General features: G+C 73.2%; 13 protein-coding genes. 10 read left to right on the top strand and 3 right to left on the bottom strand.

The annotated features are described in order from the left end of the window. The 6 genes from MCAG_RS03215 to MCAG_RS32090 all read left to right on the top strand — a co-directional run. Window positions 1-1,174 (top strand): hypothetical protein (locus MCAG_RS03215; protein WP_198141482.1); only part of this gene is annotated, 1,174 nt, incomplete at its 5' end. A gap of 20 nt (window positions 1,175-1,194) precedes the next feature. Continuing rightward, complete coding sequence (locus tag MCAG_RS03210; RefSeq protein ID WP_036372132.1) at window positions 1,195-2,568, top strand: hypothetical protein; 1,374 nt, start codon at window positions 1,195-1,197, stop codon at window positions 2,566-2,568. A gap of 13 nt (window positions 2,569-2,581) precedes the next feature. Then, window positions 2,582-3,178 carry a vWA domain-containing protein gene (locus MCAG_RS03205; RefSeq protein WP_007071542.1) on the top strand — a complete coding sequence of 199 codons (597 nt, stop codon included), beginning with the start codon at window positions 2,582-2,584 and terminating at the stop codon, window positions 3,176-3,178. After that, window positions 3,136-4,089 carry a hypothetical protein gene (locus MCAG_RS03200; RefSeq protein ID WP_007071541.1) on the top strand — a complete coding sequence of 318 codons (954 nt, stop codon included), beginning with the start codon at window positions 3,136-3,138 and terminating at the stop codon, window positions 4,087-4,089. The genes MCAG_RS03205 and MCAG_RS03200 overlap by 43 nt, the downstream gene beginning before the upstream one ends. Before the next feature lie 31 nt (window positions 4,090-4,120). Then, entirely contained in the window at window positions 4,121-7,219 is a 3,099-nt protein-coding gene (locus MCAG_RS03195) for a tubulin-like doman-containing protein (protein WP_198141481.1), read from the top strand. Between the two features lie 383 nt (window positions 7,220-7,602). Further along, window positions 7,603-8,280 (top strand): hypothetical protein, encoded by a 678-nt coding sequence (locus MCAG_RS32090; protein WP_157547827.1) that lies wholly within the window; start codon window positions 7,603-7,605, stop codon window positions 8,278-8,280. 856 nt (window positions 8,281-9,136) lie between these two features. Here the strand turns inward: MCAG_RS32090 and MCAG_RS03185 are convergent. From MCAG_RS03185 to MCAG_RS03175, 3 genes are all read right to left on the bottom strand, one after another. Beyond that, window positions 9,137-10,075, bottom strand: a complete 939-nt coding sequence (locus tag MCAG_RS03185; protein ID WP_036372125.1) for an alpha/beta hydrolase — start codon at window positions 10,073-10,075, stop codon at window positions 9,137-9,139. A 223-nt stretch (window positions 10,076-10,298) separates the two neighbouring features. Further along, window positions 10,299-11,555: an acyltransferase gene (locus tag MCAG_RS03180; RefSeq protein ID WP_157547825.1), complete on the bottom strand. Its 1,257-nt coding sequence runs from the start codon at window positions 11,553-11,555 to the stop codon at window positions 10,299-10,301. Between the two features lie 1,002 nt (window positions 11,556-12,557). Then, a complete protein-coding gene (locus MCAG_RS03175; RefSeq protein WP_007071536.1) occupies window positions 12,558-13,631 on the bottom strand; it encodes a LacI family DNA-binding transcriptional regulator in 1,074 nt (357 codons plus the stop codon). Window positions 13,632-13,994: 363 nt separating this feature from the next. Here MCAG_RS03175 and MCAG_RS03170 point away from each other — a divergent pair, with 363 nt between their 5' ends. The 4 genes from MCAG_RS03170 to MCAG_RS03155 all read left to right on the top strand — a co-directional run bounded on the left by MCAG_RS03170 (window position 13,995) and on the right by MCAG_RS03155 (window position 19,961). Beyond that, on the top strand, window positions 13,995-17,198 hold the full coding sequence (locus MCAG_RS03170) for a glycoside hydrolase (protein ID WP_007071535.1): 3,204 nt from the start codon (window positions 13,995-13,997) through the stop codon (window positions 17,196-17,198). Between the two features lie 410 nt (window positions 17,199-17,608). Beyond that, on the top strand, window positions 17,609-17,911 hold the full coding sequence (locus MCAG_RS03165; protein WP_036376154.1) for an urease subunit gamma: 303 nt from the start codon (window positions 17,609-17,611) through the stop codon (window positions 17,909-17,911). Next, window positions 17,908-18,261: an urease subunit beta gene (locus MCAG_RS03160; protein WP_007071533.1), complete on the top strand. Its 354-nt coding sequence runs from the start codon at window positions 17,908-17,910 to the stop codon at window positions 18,259-18,261. Before MCAG_RS03165 ends, MCAG_RS03160 begins: the two co-directional genes overlap by 4 nt. After that, window positions 18,258-19,961 carry an urease subunit alpha gene (locus MCAG_RS03155; RefSeq protein WP_007071532.1) on the top strand — a complete coding sequence of 568 codons (1,704 nt, stop codon included), beginning with the start codon at window positions 18,258-18,260 and terminating at the stop codon, window positions 19,959-19,961. The genes MCAG_RS03160 and MCAG_RS03155 overlap by 4 nt, the downstream gene beginning before the upstream one ends. The last annotated feature ends 70 nt before the right edge of the window (window positions 19,962-20,031 follow it).

Raw genomic sequence — 20,031 nt, 5'->3', positions numbered from 1 at the left:
GCCGATGCTGATGGAGGTCAGCAGGCTCGCCGCCGGCCTCGCCCGCGCCCGGCTGGACAGCGGCGACCGGCTCGACCGGGTCATCCTCACCGGCAAGGCGAGCCAGCTAGGCCTCGCCGCCGAGGTCGTCGGCCGGGAACTGGCGGCGGGCAACCGGCGCGGCGAGCCGCCGGTGCGGGTGGTGGTGGAGCGGACGTACGCGAAGAACGCGGCCTCGATGGGCGCGGCCTGGGCGGCGTCGCTGGAGTCCCTGGGCGCCCCGGTCGCCGACGAGGACCTGCTGCGCCAGGGCGCCACGGAGGTCGCCGTCGAGGTCGACAACATGCTGCAGGCGCTGCCCTGCGCGTTGAGCATGCAGGGTCGCGCCGACCAGGGCCGGGTGCTCCTGCCGGCCGGGACCCCGCTGCGCGAACAGGCCGACGGCAGCCTGCGCGCTTTCACCACGATCGGCCAGCTCGGCGACCGGTGCATCATCCGGCGGGAGGTCGACGGCGGGCAGCCCGTGCCGTGGGGGGTCTTCCGCTGGAGCGAGCTGGACTCCCGGCTCGCGGAGTCGGGCGCGAATCGGCGGCTCGACCGGCGGCTCTGGCCGCGCGAGATCCGGGCCGGCATCGAGGTCGACGCCGCCGGAAACCTCGACCTGCTGCTGTGGCGGGGGGAGCGGCCGTACCTGCGGATCGATCGTGCGGAACCGGCCCCGCGCCTGCCCGCGGAGCTGCTGGGTGACGTGGCCGACGCCACGGCACTGGCTGACCGCTTCTACGTCGCCGGCGCGCGGGAGACGCCCCGGCCCGCGCTGCGCGCCGCTGGCGCGGCCCCGGCCCCCCGGGAGACGTTCGTGGACGAACACGGTGAGGCCCGCGCCGGCGTGCTCGGCACCGTCGCGCTGCCGCCCGCCGCTGACGACGGACGCTGGGGCCTGTTGTACCGCGCCGACGACGGCCGGGAGCACCTCGTCGGGACGCTGTCTGCGGTGCCCGGGACGCGGGCGCCGCACCGGGTGAGCCTGGACGCCGCCGGCGTCGTCCGGGTGCACGCCGGCGATCCGCCCCGGTGGACCACTGGCGACCCGCTCGACCTGGAGACCCGGCCCGGCGTGGTGTTCCGGGTGCGGCTCGGCGTGCCCCAGGTGGAAGCCGACGACCACGACAACCCGTTCGACGGGACCCACTGATGGACGGACGAGACCCACTGATGGACAGCGGAACCGACTACACCGACGTGCCCTTCGAGGAGCTGCTCGCCGCCGTGCTCCGTGCCGACGGGCGCTACGCCGAGGTGTTCCGGGAGCACGTGACAAGGCTCGGTGGGGTCATGCAGGAGGGGCTCCTGACGGCCGCGCTGGACCGGTGCCGGGGCGGCGTTCCCGGCGAGGAGGACGAGATGTGGCAGCGGATCGCCGAACTGTACCGCCGGATGATGTCCCGCCTGGACCGTCGACCGTCCCCGAGCGGGACGGCGGAGCATGCCGGCCCGATGCTGGCCGTCGAGGCCGTCGAGGCCGTCGAGGCCGTCGAGGCGGTCGCCGGCCGGGCGGACGTCACGCCCGGCGACGACGAGGCGATCGCCGTCCCGCCGCCGGCTGCAGACCGGACGGTCGCGCCGCCGCGGCCGGACGCGGACGCCTGGCTCGTGCCGGAGTCCCGGCCAGTCGCTCCGGAGATCAGGGAGACCGGCGAACAGGTACGACGGGCCATCGAGCAGGTCTTCGTGGAATTCGCCGACGCGGCGGAGGTGCGCCGCTGGACCGGCGGCCGGCCCGGCCACTCGGGCACCGAACTCGTCGACCGGTGGCGGGCGTTCCACCTGCACCTGCTGCGGCTGCCCCCGGCACTGGAGGCGTTCTGGGCGGCCCGGATGCGGGCCGTCGCCCCGCCGCACTGGTTGGAGCCGGCCGACTCCTGGCAGCGGGTCCCCGCGCCGGCCACGGTGCCCGGCCGGATCCTCGTGCCGGCGTGCGGGCGGTATCCCGGCGTCCTCGCCGACCCGCGGGCACCGAAGCCTGACGGCGTCGCCGTGACCCTGAGCGGCAACGAGCCGGGCTACGACCTCGTGGCCGGGCTCGCGCACCAGATGAGCTGGCTGGCCCAGGCCGACGAGTCCGCCCACAGCGCCCGGACCTGGCAGCTCACCCCGCTGCGGGACCCGCACGAGAACGTCGGCTACGCCGATCTGCTCGCCGAGCGGCTGGCGAAGTTCAGCCGGGCCGTCGCCTGGCGGGAACGGGAGGGGTGCGTCCTGCGTGCCGCCCAGCTCGCCGAAGCGCTGCGGCTCGTCGTGCACCACCCGCTCGTCGCGCCGGACAGCTGGTGGCACCGGCTGCGCGACGAGACCGTCCGGTTCGTGCGGGACGTGGGCGCCGAGCACGCCCCGCGCGTGGTGATCACCGAGATCGCCGGCCGGTACGCCGAGGCGAAGAAGAACGGGCTGACCGAGGGCCGGGACGACGTCCGCCTCACCAGCCAGCCCGAGCAGGACGGGATGGTCCTCGACTGCCTGCGGCCCCACCTGCGCGGCCCCGACATCGGCGACAAGCCCGGCCGGGTCGTGTACGGCGCCACGCACTAGAAGGAGGAGCCCCATGCCGAGACGTGCTGTTCGGTCCGCGCTCGCGGTCTGCCTGCTGGTGCTGCTCACCGTCGTGGGCGCGCCCGCCCGCGCGGGGTCGGCCGCCGATCAGGCCGCGCTGCCGGAGGTCCTACGTGGCCTGCGCGTGGACACTCTGCCCGCCGACTACGTCGTGCTGCTCGACGTCTCCGCCTCCATGCAGGACGGCCGGCGGGACCTGTACGCCGCTGCCCGGGCGGCCCTGCGTCCGCTGCTCGGCGGCCTGGCCCCGGTGGACCGGCTGCACCTGATCGCCTTCGCCGAGCGCCCCGATCCCGTCTTCAGCGGCGACATCGGCGCGAACGGCGCCGCCGTCTTGGGCCGGCTGCCGGGCCGCGCCGAGGGCCGGGCCACCGACATCGGCGCGGCGATTGGGGCCGTGTTGCAGATCGTGGAGCAGCCCGACGCGACCGATCCGGCGACGGTCATCATGCTCACCGACGGGCGTCCACGACCCGCCGCCGGGGTCGAGGTACGCGTACCCGGCCGGCGACGCCTTTCGCCGACCTGCGCAAGCGGGCCCGGGCGGTGGAGCAGCGCCGTTCGGTACGCGCCCACGGCGTTCCGCTGACCGGGCGCACCGACGTGCGCCTGCTGGACGAGGTCTTCGACGACACGGTGCTGATGGACCTGCCCCCGGAGCAGGTGGGCGACTACCTCGGCCGGGTGGGGGACCGTATCGCGGTGGAGAAGGCGGCGGCGTACGTCTCACAGGACCGGCTCACCGCGACGATCGCCCTGGAGCCGTCGACGGTCGTCGTCCGGGACGAGCCCGTCGACTTGGTGGCCCGGGTCCGCAGCACCACCACCCGGGTCCCGCTGACCGTCCGTGACCTGGCCGTCGAGGTGGACGGTCTGCCCGTCACGGGGACGGCCGCCACGGCACAGGTCACGCTCGACCCGGCCGCGCCCGAGCAGCAGGTCACGATCCGGCTCCAGCCTCAGGCGCTGTCCGGCACCTGGATCGGCGGCGAACGGACCACCACCGGCCAGGTGAGAGTGGTGGGCACGGTGGATTCGCCGTGGCGGGACGTGATCGACCGTGACCTGGGCCTGGACTTCGTCCCGCAGCCGGTGACCGGGCAGGCGCAGGGGGCGAGGACGGCGAGCGGGATCCCGGTCTGGCTGGTGGTCACGGCGGTGCTCGCGCTGGGTGCGCTGGCCGCGCTGGCGGTGACGCTGCGCCGGCGGCGCTGGAAGCCGATCGGCGGGCACCTGCTGGTGGCCGAGCCGGGGACGGCCGCCCCGTACCGGCAGCGGCTCAGCGGGCGGAAGGTGCGCTTCCCCGCAGCCCACGGCCAAGGCGGAACGCAGGGCACGGGCACGGTCCGGGCCGTCCGGCGACCCCGGACCGTGGGCAGCGGCACCGAGCTGGTGCTGCACATCGACTACCGCCGCGCGGGCCGCCGCCACCATGTGGTGTGCCGGCCCCGGCAGCCGGTGTCGGCGGCGGACGGCACGACCTTCACCTATCAACCCTGACCACAGCCCCACGGCGGACATGGAGGTTACCGTGCTCCCAGCACTGGTTATCGGGCTCGGCGGCACCGGAAGCATCGCCGCCGCCCACCTGAAGCACCGGCTCGCGACCGAGCAGCGTTGGCAGGATCTACGACGCGACCCCGGCGCGCCGGAGCGGACGGCGGGACGTCCCTACGACTGGCCGGTCCTGCTGCGCGCCCTCGACGTGGACCGTCGCACGCGCCCCCGGGTGGACGGCGTGAGCCTCGACGTCGACACCGAGGACCTGTACCTGGACGGCTCGGTCCGTTCGATGATCGACAAGGTCCGGCAGGGGCGGGACGTCGCGCAGGAGTTCTATCCCACCGTCGTGCCGTGGTTCGGCCCCGAGGACGCCCGGGAGATCCGCGACGACGAGGCCCTGTCGTTCCTGGTGGAGGGCGCCGGGCAGATCCGCTCGTTCGGTCGGCTGGCGTTCTTCTCCGACGTGCTGGGCCCGACACCGGTGACGAAGCGGCTGGAAGACGCGCTGGACCAGCTCACCCTCGTCGACGCGGACAGCATGCCGAACATCTACGTGGTCAGTTCGACGGCGGGCGGCACCGGCGCCGGCATCCTGCTCGACGTCCTCGCGTACCTGCAGAAGTTGCGGCAGGAGCACGGCGGCGGGTTCACCGTGACGCTGTTCTGCGTGCTCTCCGGAGCGTTCCGGCGACGGCTGGAGGGGCCGCAGCGCACCCGCAGCGAGGCGAACGGGTACGCGCTGCTGCGCGAGCTGGACCGCCTGATGAACACCGACCGCAGGCATCCGGCCGAGTTCCGCTGGTCGGCGCGCAACCGGCACGAGATGACCGCGGCACCGGCGCAGTACACGTACTTCATCGACGGCCGGCGGTCGCGCTCGTCGGGCCGGCACCTGCCGGCGTACGACGCGGAGTCGGTCTGCCCGGTCGCGGTGGCCGATGCCGTCTACGCGCACCTGCTGCCGACGGTGGGTCCCGCGTTCAGCAGCTACCGGGTCAACGCCAAGAAGTACACGCGCGGGTCGACGGACATCTACTCCACGTTCGGCGTCTACCTGGTCGAGTACGCCTGGGAGCCGGTGATCCGCGGCCTGGTCGACCGGGCCGCGGCCGACGTGCTGGCCGCGCTGCCCACCGCCGTCGGAGACCTGGGCCCGGAGGTGGACCAGTTCCTCTCCGGCGCCACCGACGCGCGCGACGCCGAGGGAGCCCAGCCGCCGCCGGTGTTGCAGGAACTGGACAGCGACCCGGCGCGGGAGGGCCTGCTGGCGCCGTCGTCGACCTGGCTGACCGCGCCCGGCGGTGGCCCCCGCCTGCCGGACCTGCCCAACCTGCGCCTGCCCTTCGAGGACATCCGGCCGATGCGCACCGACTACCAGGGGCAGGTCGTCGTCGACGCCACTCAGGAGACGCTGCGGGTGTTCTGGGGCGGGCAGAACGTGCCGCTGACCCTCAAGACGCAGCAGCAGTGGCACCCGGTGGCCGACCACCATGCCCGGGAGACCGACCGCCAGTGGGGGGTCGCCCTGCGCGGCGCGGTGGCCCGGATCATGTCCCGGCGCGACGGCGGCCCGCGCGGCGGCCTGGCCTTCCTGGACCGGGTGCAGCAGCGGCTCGACCTGTTCCGCAGCCGGGTCGAGCAGGCCCCCCGCGCGGATCCCGGGGTCGCCAAGGCCGCCCGGGACCAGGCGGAGGAGCGGGTCCGCGAGGACCGGGGCATGTTTCGTGGCCGGCACCAGCTCGCCTACCTGGCGGCCGAACAGTCGCTGCTGACCGCCCACTACCAGCAGGACTGCCAGCTACGGACGCTGCTGATGCTGGAACGGATGACGCAGACGGTCGCGGTCGTCCGCAAGGAGGCGCAGGGCTGGCGGGACGCGGTGGACGACGCGACGCGCGTCGTGCGCCTGGCCATGGAGGACGTCCGCAACGAGCGGCGGCAGGCCGAGCGCTTTCCGCTGCGTCGCGTGGTGCCCGCCGTCGACGACCACCGCACCGAGGACTGGCTGTACGACCGGTCGGTCGGGGCCGCCGACGGTGACGGCCTACGGCCCCGGTTGTCCGACGTCGGCTCGGCGCTGGCCTGGCGGGTGTCTCTCGCCAATGGCGCGTCGACGCTGGTCCTGGCGTCGGCGTCCGGCCAGTCGGCGTCCGCCGGCCCGGCGGAGACGGTGGTGCGGGCGCTGCGCGACCGGGCCCGCCCGCTGATCGCGCCGCTGCGCCAACTGTCGGTGTTCGAACTGCTGGAGCGGTCCCGGGTGCCGGCCGACGAACTGGGCCGCGAACTGCTCGACGGCAGCGACTGGCTGGTCAACTACGATGACGAGGAGCACCGCCGGCTGGTCAACCTGGCGCAGGACGACGACGGCGAGCCGCAGCAGCAGGTGTACGCCTTCGCGGCGCTCCCGTCGTCCGGCGCGCCGGGCGCGGCGCTGAGCCGCGAGCTGTGGGCGTTCCTCGGCAAGCAGCGGGTCGACCTGAACGACATCGTCCCCTCCAACGAGGCCGAGGAGCGGCCGGTCACCGACAAGATCGTGCTGTTCGCCTCTCGGCACTCGCTGCGGCTTGCGGCCTTCGACGGCTTCACCGACCTGCGCAGGTCGTACGAGGAGCAGCGGGCCAGCCCGCCGTCGCCGCACGTGATCGCCGAGGAGAAGAACGCGGCAGTGCTGGAGGCGTACTCGGAGAAACTGGTCGGCGACGGCGTCCTGGCCCGGTCGCTGGGCCGGCTCGGTGGGGACCTGCTGCCGCTGTGCCGCGACGCCGACCTGCTCCAGGCCGCGGCCGTGGCGCTGGCGAACGAGCGGCTGTCGCCGATCCTCGCCCCGGATGGCGGCGACCACGTCCTCGGCTGGACCACCCGGTCGCAACGTGGCCGGCCGCACCAGGAGATCGGCGACGAGGCGCGGCTCGGCCTGATCCTGCGTAACCTGGTGACGCTCTCTACGCGCCTGGCCGAGATCCGCCGGGACGCCGTCCTGGCCGCCGCCGACGAGGCCCGCCGCGACATGGACTGGGAGTACGGCACCCGCCGCTTCTACGCCCTGCCGTCGGCGCACCGGATCGAACCGGAGTTGTGGCACCTGCTCACCGTCGCGGCCCACGTCGCGATCGACCGCCGGTCCTGAGAGCCGGCCCGGCCCAACCCTCCGGTGGGGTGGTCGTCGTCCCGAGTGCGGCGAGCACCCCACCGGGCTTCCTTCCGCTGGGGGAGGCCGGCGTGGGGCAACCGGGGGAGGCGTGGAAAGCGGTCCACCGGCGGGCCGATCACCACCCGCCCTTCGGAAAACAGCGACGTCGCGGGTGGCGCAGGGATGACCACGATCCCCATGGAGGGCAGCCGGATCCGAACGTCACCCCGTGGAGCGGTCCGCCGGCTCAGCCCGCCGGGTACCCCACGTACGGCCAGCCTGGGTACGGCCAGCCTGGGCCACCCCCGCAGTTCCCCGCTCCCGTTTCGCCGCCGCGGAAGTCGAACCGGGGCCTGATCATCGGGCTGGCGGCCGGGGCCGTGGTCGTCGTCCTCGCGATCTGTGGCGCCGGCATCGGGCTCGCCCTCGTCAGCAACGACGACGACCCCACCCCGAAGGCGTCCGGACCCGCGTCCGTGAGTCCGAGCAACGGCAACCCCCAGCCCGGTACGGACAACTCTGCCGCCCCCGAGCCGGCCGAGTCCGAGGAGCAGCCGAGCGGCAACGACGCGGTTACCGCGCGCTACTCCAGCGACCTGTCCTCCGTCTGCGACGGCAGCCCGATCCTGAACGCGGCGGCCTACAGCGGCCCGTCCGGCGCCAAGGCGTACACCTTCGCGAACTCCATCGAGCGGCCGACGTTCTGGTCGACGAAGTCGGTCAGCTCCGAGAAGCCGTACTACGCGAAGTCGGCCGACTTCGAGTCGGTGTCGGTGGTCGCCTGCCTGAAGGTCAACGAGGGCAGTGAAGGCGCCCCCAAGGAGTGCGACTACAAGGACAACTCCGGCAAGCAGGTCAGCATCTCCTACATCTCGTCGCGCTACACGATGACCTTCTACGCGGCGAAGACCGGGGAGAAGATCGGCGACGGCGGCACCGTCAACGCCCCGGCGAACCGGTGCCCGAGCTTCATCTCGTACAACAAGATCACCATGAAGTCGTACGCCTCGCCGGACAGCGGCACGATCGAGGCGGCCCTGGACAAGTTCCTGTCCTGAGGCGGTTCACCGCAGAGCGGGGAGGGACGGCGTGCCGTCCCTCCCCGGCTTCTTTCGGGGCTTCGGCTACCGGTTGTGTCGATAAACCTGAGGCGGTCGCACAGGGCACGGACGTCGCTGTCGGTGCCGTACAACCGCCACAAGACCGTCAGGAGGTGCTCGGCGCAAACGCGCCGCCGGCCCGACTGGTCGGCGGTGACGTCCGGTACCCGTGTGCCAGGACCGAGTTGTTGCGGATCCATGTCCATCGGCGGTCGCTGATCGGTTCGGCCGCGGTCAGGGTAGTCGGGCAGGTCGGCGTCGGTGGCCAGGCTCTTCGTGCCGCGGAGGAGCATCCGCTGCACCACGCTGGCGGCCAGGAGCCTGTTGCGCAGCACCAAGCCCCGCCGAGTGGCGGGGCGAGGAACCTGCCGGGATTGGCGCCTTTCTGCCAGCGTCCGGCATACGCCCGCATGCGCTGTTCGTAGGCGGTGAAGGCCACTCGGTGGTCGGCCCCGGCGCTGGCGAGTTCGCCGGCGAGGACGTGGGCGCCGACCAGGCCGTAGGCGTCCCAGGGCCTGCTTGGAGTTTCTCGATGAGCTCGCTGAGTCGGCGGATCTGCGGCATCAGCCGCCGCAGGCTGGCCAGCAGCCGGCGCAGCTGCCGCGCTATCCGCGCTGCCGCGCCGACAGCGCCCGCGCGCGGGTGGCCCGGTCGGCGAGCGACGACTCCCACTCGTCGAGCCGGCGGGTCGCCGCGTCCAGCGCGGCCTCGTCCGCCCACATGCCGACCCTCCCCGGGGGACACCGCTGACCGTCACCCACACCGTAGCAACCGGTGACCCACCGCTGTCGCCCCGGCTTCGGCCCGTGGCCGGTCAGAGCATCCGGCGGAAGGCGGCCACCGCGTCCTGCCGCATCCGCCGTGACACGGCCGCATCGGTCACCAGCGCGGAGCCGTGGAAGGTGGCCGGGTACAGGTGCGCCTCGGTCGGCACGCCGGCCTGGGCCAGCCGCTGGGCATAGTGCATTCCCTCGTCGCGTACCGGATCGAACTGGCAGCTCGATATGAACGCTGGCGGTAGCCCGGCAAGATCCTCCGCGCGCGCCGGGGCGGCGTAGGCCGACACGCTCGGGTCTCCGGGCTTGACGTCGTCCCCGAGGTAGTAGGCCCAGCCCATCTCGGCGCTGGGGCGATTCCAGATCGGGGTGTCGACGTAGGCGCGCATGGACACGCTGTCGAGTTGGTCGTCGAGCACCGGGACGTCGAGGTACTGCATGGCCAGCCGCGGGCCGCCGCGGTCGCGGGTCAGCAGGGTGAGGCCGGCGGCGATCCCGCCACCGGCGCTGCGGCCGTAGAGGCCCAGGCGGGTGGGGTCCACGCCGAGTTCGTCGGTGTTGCCGGCCAGCCAGCACAGCACCGCGTAGCAGTCCTCCAGGGCCGCCGGGAAGGGCTCCTCGGGCGCTAGGCGGTAGTCGACGGCGACCACCACGGCCCCGATGCCGGTGGCGAACGCGGCGGCGTCGGCGTGTTCGAGCGCTAGGTCGCCGAGCACGAAGCCGCCGCCGTGCAGGTGCAGGACGGCCGGCGCCGGCGCCGACGCCGGCTGCGGGGTGTAGATCCGCACCGGGACGGCGGGGGCGCCGGCCGGGCCGGGCACCGTGCGGTCCAGCACGGTGAGGCCGGTCAGGTCGGGCTGGGGAAGCTGGGCCGCGATGGCCCGCCCGACTTCGCGGGCGGCCGCCGGATCGCGGAGGTCGAGGATGGGCAGCATCGGGACCCACGGTGCCAACTCCGCGTCATAGGGATATGTCATGACAACCTCCATGGCCGGAACCCGCTCGGAAGGCTGCCGAGCGGCATTCGTCCTACCGACGAGCGACCGGGCAAGGATCAGACATCTCGGGGGTATTACTTTTCGGCGGTCGAGCCCTGCCCCCTGAGGGCGACCTGAATAAGACAGCGGCGCGCAACCGTCGGTCTGACGTCGCGACCGTCGGTCCGGCGCCGGCCGCGTGAGCGTTCGGCGCCGGACCCGGTCAACTCGCCAGCAGCAGCGCGATGCCGGCCAGCGCGCCCAGCGCGGAGAAGCCGGCCCCGATGCCCAGGGCGAGCCGCGGCGACTGCGAGACCCGCCGGGAGTACCTGATGCGGTTCTCGACGAAGTGGAAGGTCAACCAGGCCGGGATGATCGATAGTGCGATCACCAGCAGTCCGGTGGACATCGACAGCGGCCCCCAGTACGTGGCCGCGATCGCGAGCATCGGCCAGTGCCACAGGTACAGCGAGTACGACAGCGCGCCGACCCAGCGCAGTGGCGCGATCCCGAGCAGAGTCCCCACCCCGCCCCGGGTCGCGGCGCAGCCGGCCGCGATGACCGCCGCGGTGCCTAGCACCGGCAGAGCGGCAGTGTAGCCGGGGAAGTCCATCATCGGGGTGAAGAGCAGGCACGTCACCAGCACCGCTGCCAACCCGGCCCAGCCCAGCACGACAGCGACCGGCTTGGGCAGCCGGGCCCAGGCCCCGACCGACATGGCGACGCCAGCGCCGACGGCCAACTCCCAGATCCGGCTGGTGGTCTGGAAGAACGCCGGGGACTGCGCGCCGACGGTGGTGGTTACCGACCAGGCCAGCGAGCCGGCGGCCAGCAGGCCCAGCGCCGTCGCCAGCACCGGCTTCAGCCGGGCGCCGGACACCTTGGCCAGCGCCACCGCCAGCAGGATCAGCAACGGCCAGATCAGGTAGTACTGCTCCTCGACGGCAAGCGACCAGAAATGCTGTACGGGGGACGGCGGCATCGTCGGGTCGGGGTGGGTGAAACGCTCGGCCAGCCGCCAGTTCAGCAGGTAGGCCACCGCGGCGACGATGTCGCCGCCGATTTGACCCCACCGGCCTCGAGGCACCATCAGGAACACGAACACCGCTGCCGTCAGCAGCAGTACGTTGGCCGCCGGCAGCAGTCTCTTGGCCCGGCGGGCGTAGAAGTCGATCAGTGCGACCGAGCCGGTCCGGTTCTGTTCGGACAGCAGTTGGGTGGTGATGAGGTAGCCCGAGATGACGAAGAAGACGTCGACGCCGGCGAAGCCGCCGGAAAGCGCCGGCACGCCGGCGTGGAACAGCATCACCATCACCACGGCGACCGCGCGGATTCCCTCGATGTCGCCCCGGAATCTGGTGCGTGGCCGGTCGGGCGGGCTTGCGTGGCTCGGCTCGCCGACGGCTGGTGGTGGCGCCGGCCGTTCAGGGGCGGCGGGCTGGACGGGCGCTGAATGCGGCGCGTCGGCTGGAGTGGACATCATTCCTCCTGAGGGGCATTCAGACAGCTTGATATAGATTTATGAGTATGAGGTTGGCCGCATTCGCAGCCATATTTAGCAGGTAATCGTTCTGTTGTCGAGACGTATGGCGTCGTGAATGCTGTGACATGTCGTGAATGGATACATGGTCGGCCCTGCCGGATCGCAGTGGTGGAACAGGGTTTCGGGCGTCGACCCGCCGGCTGGTCGGGAGGGCGCGGCGATGTTCGGCGTCTCGTCGAAGACCGTTTTCTGTGGGAACCCGAGATAGTTGCGGCAATGGCCGGATGCCTAATTTTTCGAGCTAAATGAATGCATTCTGAGAGATGTGCCGAACGCCTATTTGCGCTCCTTTTCGGCTACGTCCTTTCGGTCACCGGTCGTGGTCGACCGTGCCGTCACGACGCCCGATCGGGTGAGTGTCACCTGCTGGCCGTATGTCCGGTCACGCCACCATGTTGGTTCTCGGATGCGTGCTGAAGCATGCGTGACGTACCTGCTCGACAAGGGCCGCTACCTGCGCTACCACCAGGCACTGTGGCCGCCGACCGGCCGATCGCCGCCGGCGTGATCGAAGGAGCCTGCCGCCACCTGACCGAGAACAGAATGGACATCGCCGGAGCGCGCTGGGCCGCATCTGTGCCGACACCGCCGCCATTGCGGTGGTACGTCAACTCCTCGCCGATCTGCGGCGGAACAGCCGGGTCGAGGTGCTGGTCATAGACCCGACCGACTGCACCATCGGCGAGACGTGATCGCCGTGGGGCCGCGCCTCGACGCGGGTGTCACGTCAATACCACCGTCGCGATGCGGGCTGCTGAGGCCGGCGCAGACGTTTCGCGGTCCGGCAACGGCGCCCGACGGACTCCTCCCGATTCCCCGTTACGGCCTGTCCGAGGTCTCCACGGTCCAAAAAAGGGCGGCGGGAGGCCGCTGAGGGCCCGGTGGCGTGGAGGACGGCGCCGGCCGGGCCGGGACCGGCCGGGCGTGCGGGTCGCCCGCTCAGCCGCCCGGAGGTGGCGCGGTGCTCTCGCGTACCACCAGGCGGGTGGAGACCAGGGTGGTACCGGTCTCCGGGGTTCCGGTGCGCACCTGGCGCAGCACCGCCTCGACGCAGCGGCGGCCGACCGCCGCGAAGTCCTGGTGGACGGTGGTCAGCGGTGGGATGAACGCCCCCGCCTCGGCGATGTCGTCGAAGCCCACGACGCTGACGTCGCGGGGCACGACCCGGCCGGAGCCGTGCAGCGCGCGCAGCACCCCGAGGGCCATCTGGTCGTTGGCGACGAAGACCGCCGTGCAGTCCGCCTCGTCGGCCAGTTCGAGGCCGGCGCGGTAACCGGACTCGGCCGACCAGTCCCCGTGCCGCACCGGCGGCACCGGGCGGCCGTGCTCTTCCAGCGTCGAACGCCAGGCCAGCGCGCGTCGTTCGGCGGCGTACGACTCCCGTGGCCCTGCCACGTGCCACACCGTGCGGTGGCCCAGGTCGAGCAGGTGGTGCACGGCCTGCCGGGCACCGTCGGCCTGGTCGGTGTCGACGACGCGGTAGCGGTCGCCCGCATCGGAGTCGACCACGACGACATGCACCCCGGGCGGGACGGCGACGGTCGCCGCGTCGAGCAGGTGCACCTCCATGATGACGATGACCGCGTCGACGGCGAGTTCGCCGAGCCGGGTGAAGGCCCCGAGCAGGCGGTCCTGGGTGGGGGCCCCGACGGGGATGAGTGTGATCACGTAGCCGGCGTCGGCGGCGTGGGTGGCGATTGCCTCCAGGGTGCGGCTGTTGCCGGTGCTCGACAGGGTGAACAGGATGACGCCGATGGTGCGGAACTCGCCGTACTTGAGCGCGCGGGCGGCGCTGTTGGGGCGGTAGCCGAGCTGCCGCATCGCGGCGAGGACCTGTTCGCGGGTGGTGCCGACGACGCCGGGGTGGCCGGTCGAGACGCGGGAGACGGTCTGCGAGGACACGCCGGCCAGCCGCGCCACGTCGGCCATCGAGACGCCCCTCCGCCGGCCGGGGCGGGGACGGCCGGCGCCGGGCGGCTCCTGCGCGGCCCCGTCGGGCCCGGACGGACTCATTCCGCCTGGCTCCTTTCACCCCCGGCCGGCGGTCATTGCTTTCCGGCCCGATCCATCTCCGCCGCCGTGCCCGATCCATCTCGCCGCCGTGTTCGCGCGGCGCAGCCCAGTATGCCGACCATGCTTGACGGGTTACCGGCCGACTGGCAGCATCGCAGCACTCGATGTTTACGTAAACATCGAGGTGTACGACCTTTCGCCGGCAGGCCCCGGTGCGGGGCCCGCCGCGCACCGCCCAGCCGGCGCGGCCCCGGCCCCCCGGCAGCCAGCACCACCGCCTCACCGCCACCGCCTCACCGCCACCGCCTCACCACCGCCTCACCGCCACCGCCTCACCACCGCCTGTCGGAGGAGACCGTCCACATGAGCAGACACCCGTCCCGCCGGGGGGTGGCCGCCGCGATCACGGCGGCCGTCGTCGCCCTCGGCGTCGCCGCCGCGCCCGCCGCCGCGCCCGCCGCCGCGCCCGTGCCCGGGGCCGCCGTAGCCGCCGGGGCCGCATCGCCGGTGGTCACCGTCCGCCCCGATCCGTCCTATCAGGGGCAGACGTTCGAGGGATGGGGCACCAGCCTGGTCTGGTTCGCCAACGCCACCGGCGGCTACCCGGAGGAGATCCGACAGCGGCTGGCCGACCTGGTCTTCGGCGAGCAGGGACTCAACCTCAACATCGCCCGCTACAACATCGGCGGCGGCAACGCCCCCGACGTCCCCGCCTACCTGCGCCCCGGCGGGGCGGTGCAGGGCTGGTGGCAGGCGCCCGAGGGCACCACCCGCGCCGACACCGACTGGTGGGACCCGGAGAACCCGGCGCACTGGAACTGGGACGCCGACCGGACCCAGCGCTGGTGGGTCGACCAGATCAAGGGCGACGTCACCCGCTGGGAGACCTTCAGCAACTCGCCGCCCTGGTTCCAGACCGTCAGCGGGTACGTCTCGGGCGGCCTCGACTCCAGCGCCGATCAGATCCGCGCCGACCGCGTCGACGACTTCGCCACGTACCTGGTCCGGGTCACCCAGCACATGGAGGACGCACACGGCATCACCGTCGACACGATCGACCCGCTCAACGAGCCGAACACCACCTACTGGGGGACCCGGCTGGGCGCCGACGGCAACCCGGTGGGCGGCCGGCAGGAGGGCGCGCACGCCGGCCCGGCCCTGCAACAACAGGTGATCCGGGCGCTCGCGGCCGAGCTGCGTGCCGCCGGCAGCGACACCGTCGTGTCCGCCATGGACGAGACCAACCCCGGCATGTTCGCCACGAACTGGAACGCCTACCCCGACGACGTACGCGACCTCGTCGCCCAGCTCAACGTGCACACCTACGGCACGGGCCAGCGCACCACCGTCCGGGACATCGCCAAGGGCGAGGACAAGCCGTTGTGGATGAGCGAGGTCGAGGGCTCCTGGGGCAACGGGCACAGCCTCACCAGCATGGCCCCCGGCCTCGGGATGGCCCGGCACATGGTCGACGACCTGCGCGAGCTGGAACCGTCTGCGTGGCTGTTCTGGCAGCCGGTCGAGGACTACGACAACATGAAGCCGGGCGGCGAGTTCCCCCAGGGCTCCAACTGGGGCAGCATCCAGCTCCCGTTCGACTGCACGGCCGCCGACACCCTGCAGACCTGCCCGATCTACACGAACACCAAGTTCGACACGGTACGCAACTTCACCCATCACATCCGCCCCGGCGACCGGCTCGTCGCCGTGAACGACACCTCCAGCGTCGCCGCCGTCTCCGCCGGCAGGCGGGCCACGGTCGTGCACGTCAACGACGGCACCACCGCCCGTACCGTGCAGCTCGACCTGTCGGCGTTCGGCTCGGTGGCCGCGAACGCGTCCGTGACCCCGGTCGTCACCAGCGCGGACGGGGCGCTGCGGCGCGGTGCCCCGGTCGCCGTGCGTGGTCGCACCGCCCGGCTGGAGGTGCCCGCCCAGTCGGTGACGACGTTCCTCGTCACCGGCGTCTCCGGGGTCGCCCGGGACGCGGCGCTCGTGCGCGACGGCCACGTCTACCGGCTCAAGGGCGTGCAGAGCGGTCGGGCCCTCACCCCGGCCGGAGGCACCAGCTCCGGCGCGGTGATCCGCACGACCGACCCGGCCAGCGCCGCCCAACTGTGGCGCTTCACCCGGCTCGCCGGGGGTAACGGCAACCGGGCCCGGTACGCCGTCACCACCGCCGACGGCACCCGCCAGCTCGCCGTCGTCGACCAGGCCGTCACCCTCGTCCCCGCCGTGGCCGCGCCCACCCCGCCGGCACAGTGGATTCTGTCCACCACCGGCGACGGCACGTACACCCTGGTCAACGTCGACTCCCGGCGGCTGCTGGAGGTCGGCGGCCAGGCCACCGCAGACGGCGCGGCGGTCACCACGTGGCTGGCCAACTCGGGGACCAACCAGCGCTGGCAGGTCGTCGACGAGACGGTCCTCGGCATCGAGCCCACCGAGGCGTTCACCATCCCGGGCACCGCCCCGGCGCTGCCGGACACCGTCGTGCCGATCCACCGCGACGGCGCCCGGGGGACACTGCCGGTCACCTGGCGGATGCCCGCCGCGTCGGCCTGGAAGCGGCCGGGCACGGTGCGGGTCACCGGGCGGGCCACGGACGCCCTCGGCCGTACCCACTCCACCCGGGCGACGGTCGTGGTCGACACCCTCGTGTCGACCAAGCCCACCCGGGCGAAGGCCGCCGCCGGCGGCGAGCCGAAGCTGCCGGCCACGGTCACCGCGGTGGCCCGGCGGGGCGCGACGGTGCAGCGCCCGGTGCTCTGGCAGCCGCCGCCGGCCGGCGCGTTCGACTCGCCCGGCGTCGTCACCCTCGCCGGGCAGGCCGACGCCGGGGATGGACGTACCCTCGCGGCGAGCGTGCGGGTCCAGGTGACCCAGCCGGTCGAGGAGCGGACGACCCCGGCCGACGTCGCGGCCACCTTCACCGAACCCGGCTACTCGCCGGCGGGCCTGGCCAACGGCGTCCTGACGGACAAGGCCTGGTCGAACTGGAGGTCGGGGACGAAGAACGCCTCCGACACGCTCACCGTCACCCTGCCGGAGCGCCGGACGCTCACCCGGGTCGTCACCCACTTCTACCGAGACGGCTCGGACAGCTACGCCGAGAGCCTGCGGGTGCAGGTCCGCGACCCGCAGGGCGGTTGGGTCGACGCCGGCGGACCGGTGAGCGTCCCGACCGGCACGGCGAGCGCCCCCTCCGTCGACGTGGCGGTGCCCGCCGCGACGGACGCGGTCCGGGTCGTGCTCACGGCGCACCCGAACCGGCACATGACGGTCAGCGAGATCGAGGTCTTCGCCGCCGCGCCCGGGACGTCGTCGGACGCGTCCGCCGCCGGCATCGCGCTCGACGGGGTGGCGCTGGCCGGCTTCGACCCGGAGAAGCTGTCGTACACCGTGGCCCGGCGCGGCAAGCTGCCGTGCGTCACCGCCGTGGCCACCGACCCGTACGCCACCGTCGTGGTGCGCCAGCCGAGGGCCGGCAGCCGGACGGCGACCGTGTTGGTGACCAGCGAGGACGGCTCGCGCTCGCGCACCTACACGGTGCACCTGCGGCGCTGACCGCCGGCCGGCGGCGGGCGACGATCGGGCCGCCAGGTGTCGGCGGTAAGCGGGGGACGGGCAGGCGTCCGTCCCCCGCCCTCCGGCACCAGGCGCAGGATCGTCCGCCCGCGCTGACTCTCGCCCTGCCGCCGATGTGCCTGGTCCGGGCCGCCGGTGACCCGCACCGTATCGTAGGGCCGTTGCCACCGTGCCGGCGATCCTCTACGGTCTGGTCAGCGGTTGGCGGTGCGGTCCGTTCCCAGCCCCCACACCGCTGCGCGGCCGTAGGATCGGGCCGGGGCTGGTGGGGCCCCGGGGGCGAACCCCGCCGACGGGCCGGCAGCGGTCACGTGTGACCCCCTTCGTCCGGCGCCCGTCGACGCGTGCCGTGGCTGCGGGAGGTGCACGCCGGACCGCCGGAGGTTTCCGTGTTCCTCAGCCCCCACGAGCAGGATCGCCTGCTCGTGCATGTCGCGGCGGACGTTGCCCGCCGCCGCCGCGAGCGCGGCCTGCGCCTGAACTATCCCGAAGCCGTCGCCCTGATCACCGCCTTCCTGCTGGAGGGCGCGCGCGACGGTCGGTCGGTTGTGGACCTGATGTCGGCCGGTCGCGGCGTGCTCGGTCGCGACGACGTGCTCGACGGGGTCCCCGAGATGCTGAAGGAGGTGCAGGTGGAGGCGACGTTCCCGGACGGCACCAAGTTGGTGACGGTGCACCACCCGATCCCGTGATCCCCGGGGAGGTCCTGCCCGGCGACGGCCCGGTCGAGATCAACGCCGGCCTGCCGGTGACCACCCTGCTGGTGGTCAACACCGCCGACCGGCCGATCCAGGTCGGCTCGCACTACCATTTCGCCGAAACCAACCCCGGCCTGCGCTTCGACCGGGACGCCGCGTACGGCCAGCGGCTCGCCGTGCCCGCCGGGACGTCCGTGCGGTTCGAACCCGGCGTCAGCCGCCGGGTGGAGCTGGTGCCGCTGGGCGGGGCCCGGATCGTCGCCGGCCTGCGCGGCGAGGTCGCCGGCCCGCTGGACGGCACCCCGATCGTCGCCAAAGCGCCGGACGGGGGGTCGGACCGGTGAGCGAGCTGGACCGCCGGCGCTACCTCGACCTGTACGGGCCCACCACGGGCGACCGGATCCGGCTCGCCGACACCGACCTGCTGATCGAGGTGGAGGTCGACCACTGCGCTGGCGGTGACGAGGTGGTCTTCGGCGGCGGCAAGGTGATCCGGGAGTCGATGGGCCAGTCCCGGGCCACCCGCGCCGAGGGCGCGCTCGACACGGTGATCACCGGGGCGGTGGTGCTGGACCACTGGGGCGTGGTCAAGGCCGACGTCGGGCTGCGCGACGGCCGGATCGTCGCGCTCGGCCGGGCCGGCAACCCGGACACGATGCCGGGCGTACACCCGGACCTGGTGATCGGCCCGGCGACCGAGGTGATCGCCGGCAACGGGCGCATCCTCACCGCCGGGGCCGTGGACACGCACGTGCACTTCATCTGCCCGCAGCTCGTGCACGAGGCGCTGACCAGCGGAATCACCACCCTGGTCGGCGGGGGCACCGGCCCGGCCGAGGGCACCCGCGCCACCACGGTCACCCCGAACGCCTGGCACCTGGCCCGGATGCACGAGGCGCTGGACGCGTTCCCGGTCAACGTGCTGCTGCTCGGCAAGGGCAACACCGTCTCCGCCGAGGCGCTGTGGGAGCAGCTACGCGCTGGCGCGGGCGGCTTCAAGCTGCACGAGGACTGGGGGACCACCCCGGCGGCCATCGACGCCTGCCTGCGGGTGGCCGACGCCTCCGGCGTGCAGGTGTCGATCCACACCGACACCCTCAACGAGGCCGGGTTCGTCGCCGACACGCTGCGCGCGATCGCCGGCCGGGCGATCCACTCGTACCACACGGAGGGGGCGGGCGGCGGCCACGCGCCGGACATCATCACCGTCGCCAGCGAGCCGAACGTGCTGCCGTCGTCGACGAACCCGACCCGCCCGTACACCCGCAACACCCTCGCCGAGCACCTCGACATGCTGATGGTCTGCCACCATCTCAACCCGTCGGTGCCGGAGGACCTCGCCTTCGCCGAGAGCCGCATCCGCCCGTCGACGATGGCCGCGGAGGACCTGCTGCACGACCTCGGCGCGATCTCCATCATCGGCTCGGACGCGCAGGCGATGGGGCGCATCGGAGAGGTGATCACCCGGACCTGGCAGAGCGCCCACGTGATGAAGCGGCGGGTGGGGGCGCTGCCCGGCGACGGGCGCGCCGACAACCACCGGGCCCGCCGCTACGTCGCGAAGTACACCATCTGCGCGGCGATGGCCAACGGGCTGGAGCGCGAGGTGGGGTCGGTGGAGCCGGGCAAGCTCGCCGACCTGGTGCTGTGGGACCCGGCCTTCTTCGGCGTACGCCCGCACCTGGTGCTCAAGGGCGGAATGATCGCGTACGCGCAGATGGGTGACGCCAACGCCTCGATCCCGACGCCGCAGCCGGTGCTGCCCCGGCCGATGTTCGGCGCGTACGGCGTCGTGCCGGCGGCGACCAGCGTCGCGTTCGTGGCCCCGGCGGCGCTGGAGGCGGGGCTCCGCCTCGACGTGCGCCGGCCGCTGGTACCCGTGGCCGACGTGCGGTCGCGGGGCAAGGCCGACCTGCCCGAGAACGGGGCCATGCCGCGCATCGAGGTCGACCCGGACACCTTCACCGTCCGCATCGACGGCGTGGTGGTCGAGCCGGACCCGGTGCCGGAGCTGCCCATGGCCCAGCGCTACCACCTGTTCTGACGTCGATGACGAGCATGCTGCTCCTGCTCGCCGACGGGCGGTTCCCGGCGGGCGCGCACGCCCACTCCGG

This window comes from Micromonospora sp. ATCC 39149 (genome assembly GCF_000158815.1).
Taxonomy (GTDB): Bacteria; Actinomycetota; Actinomycetes; order Mycobacteriales; family Micromonosporaceae; genus Micromonospora.
The sequence above is the reverse complement of the archived record's forward strand: the minus strand, read 5'-3'. Positions and strand labels throughout refer to the sequence as shown.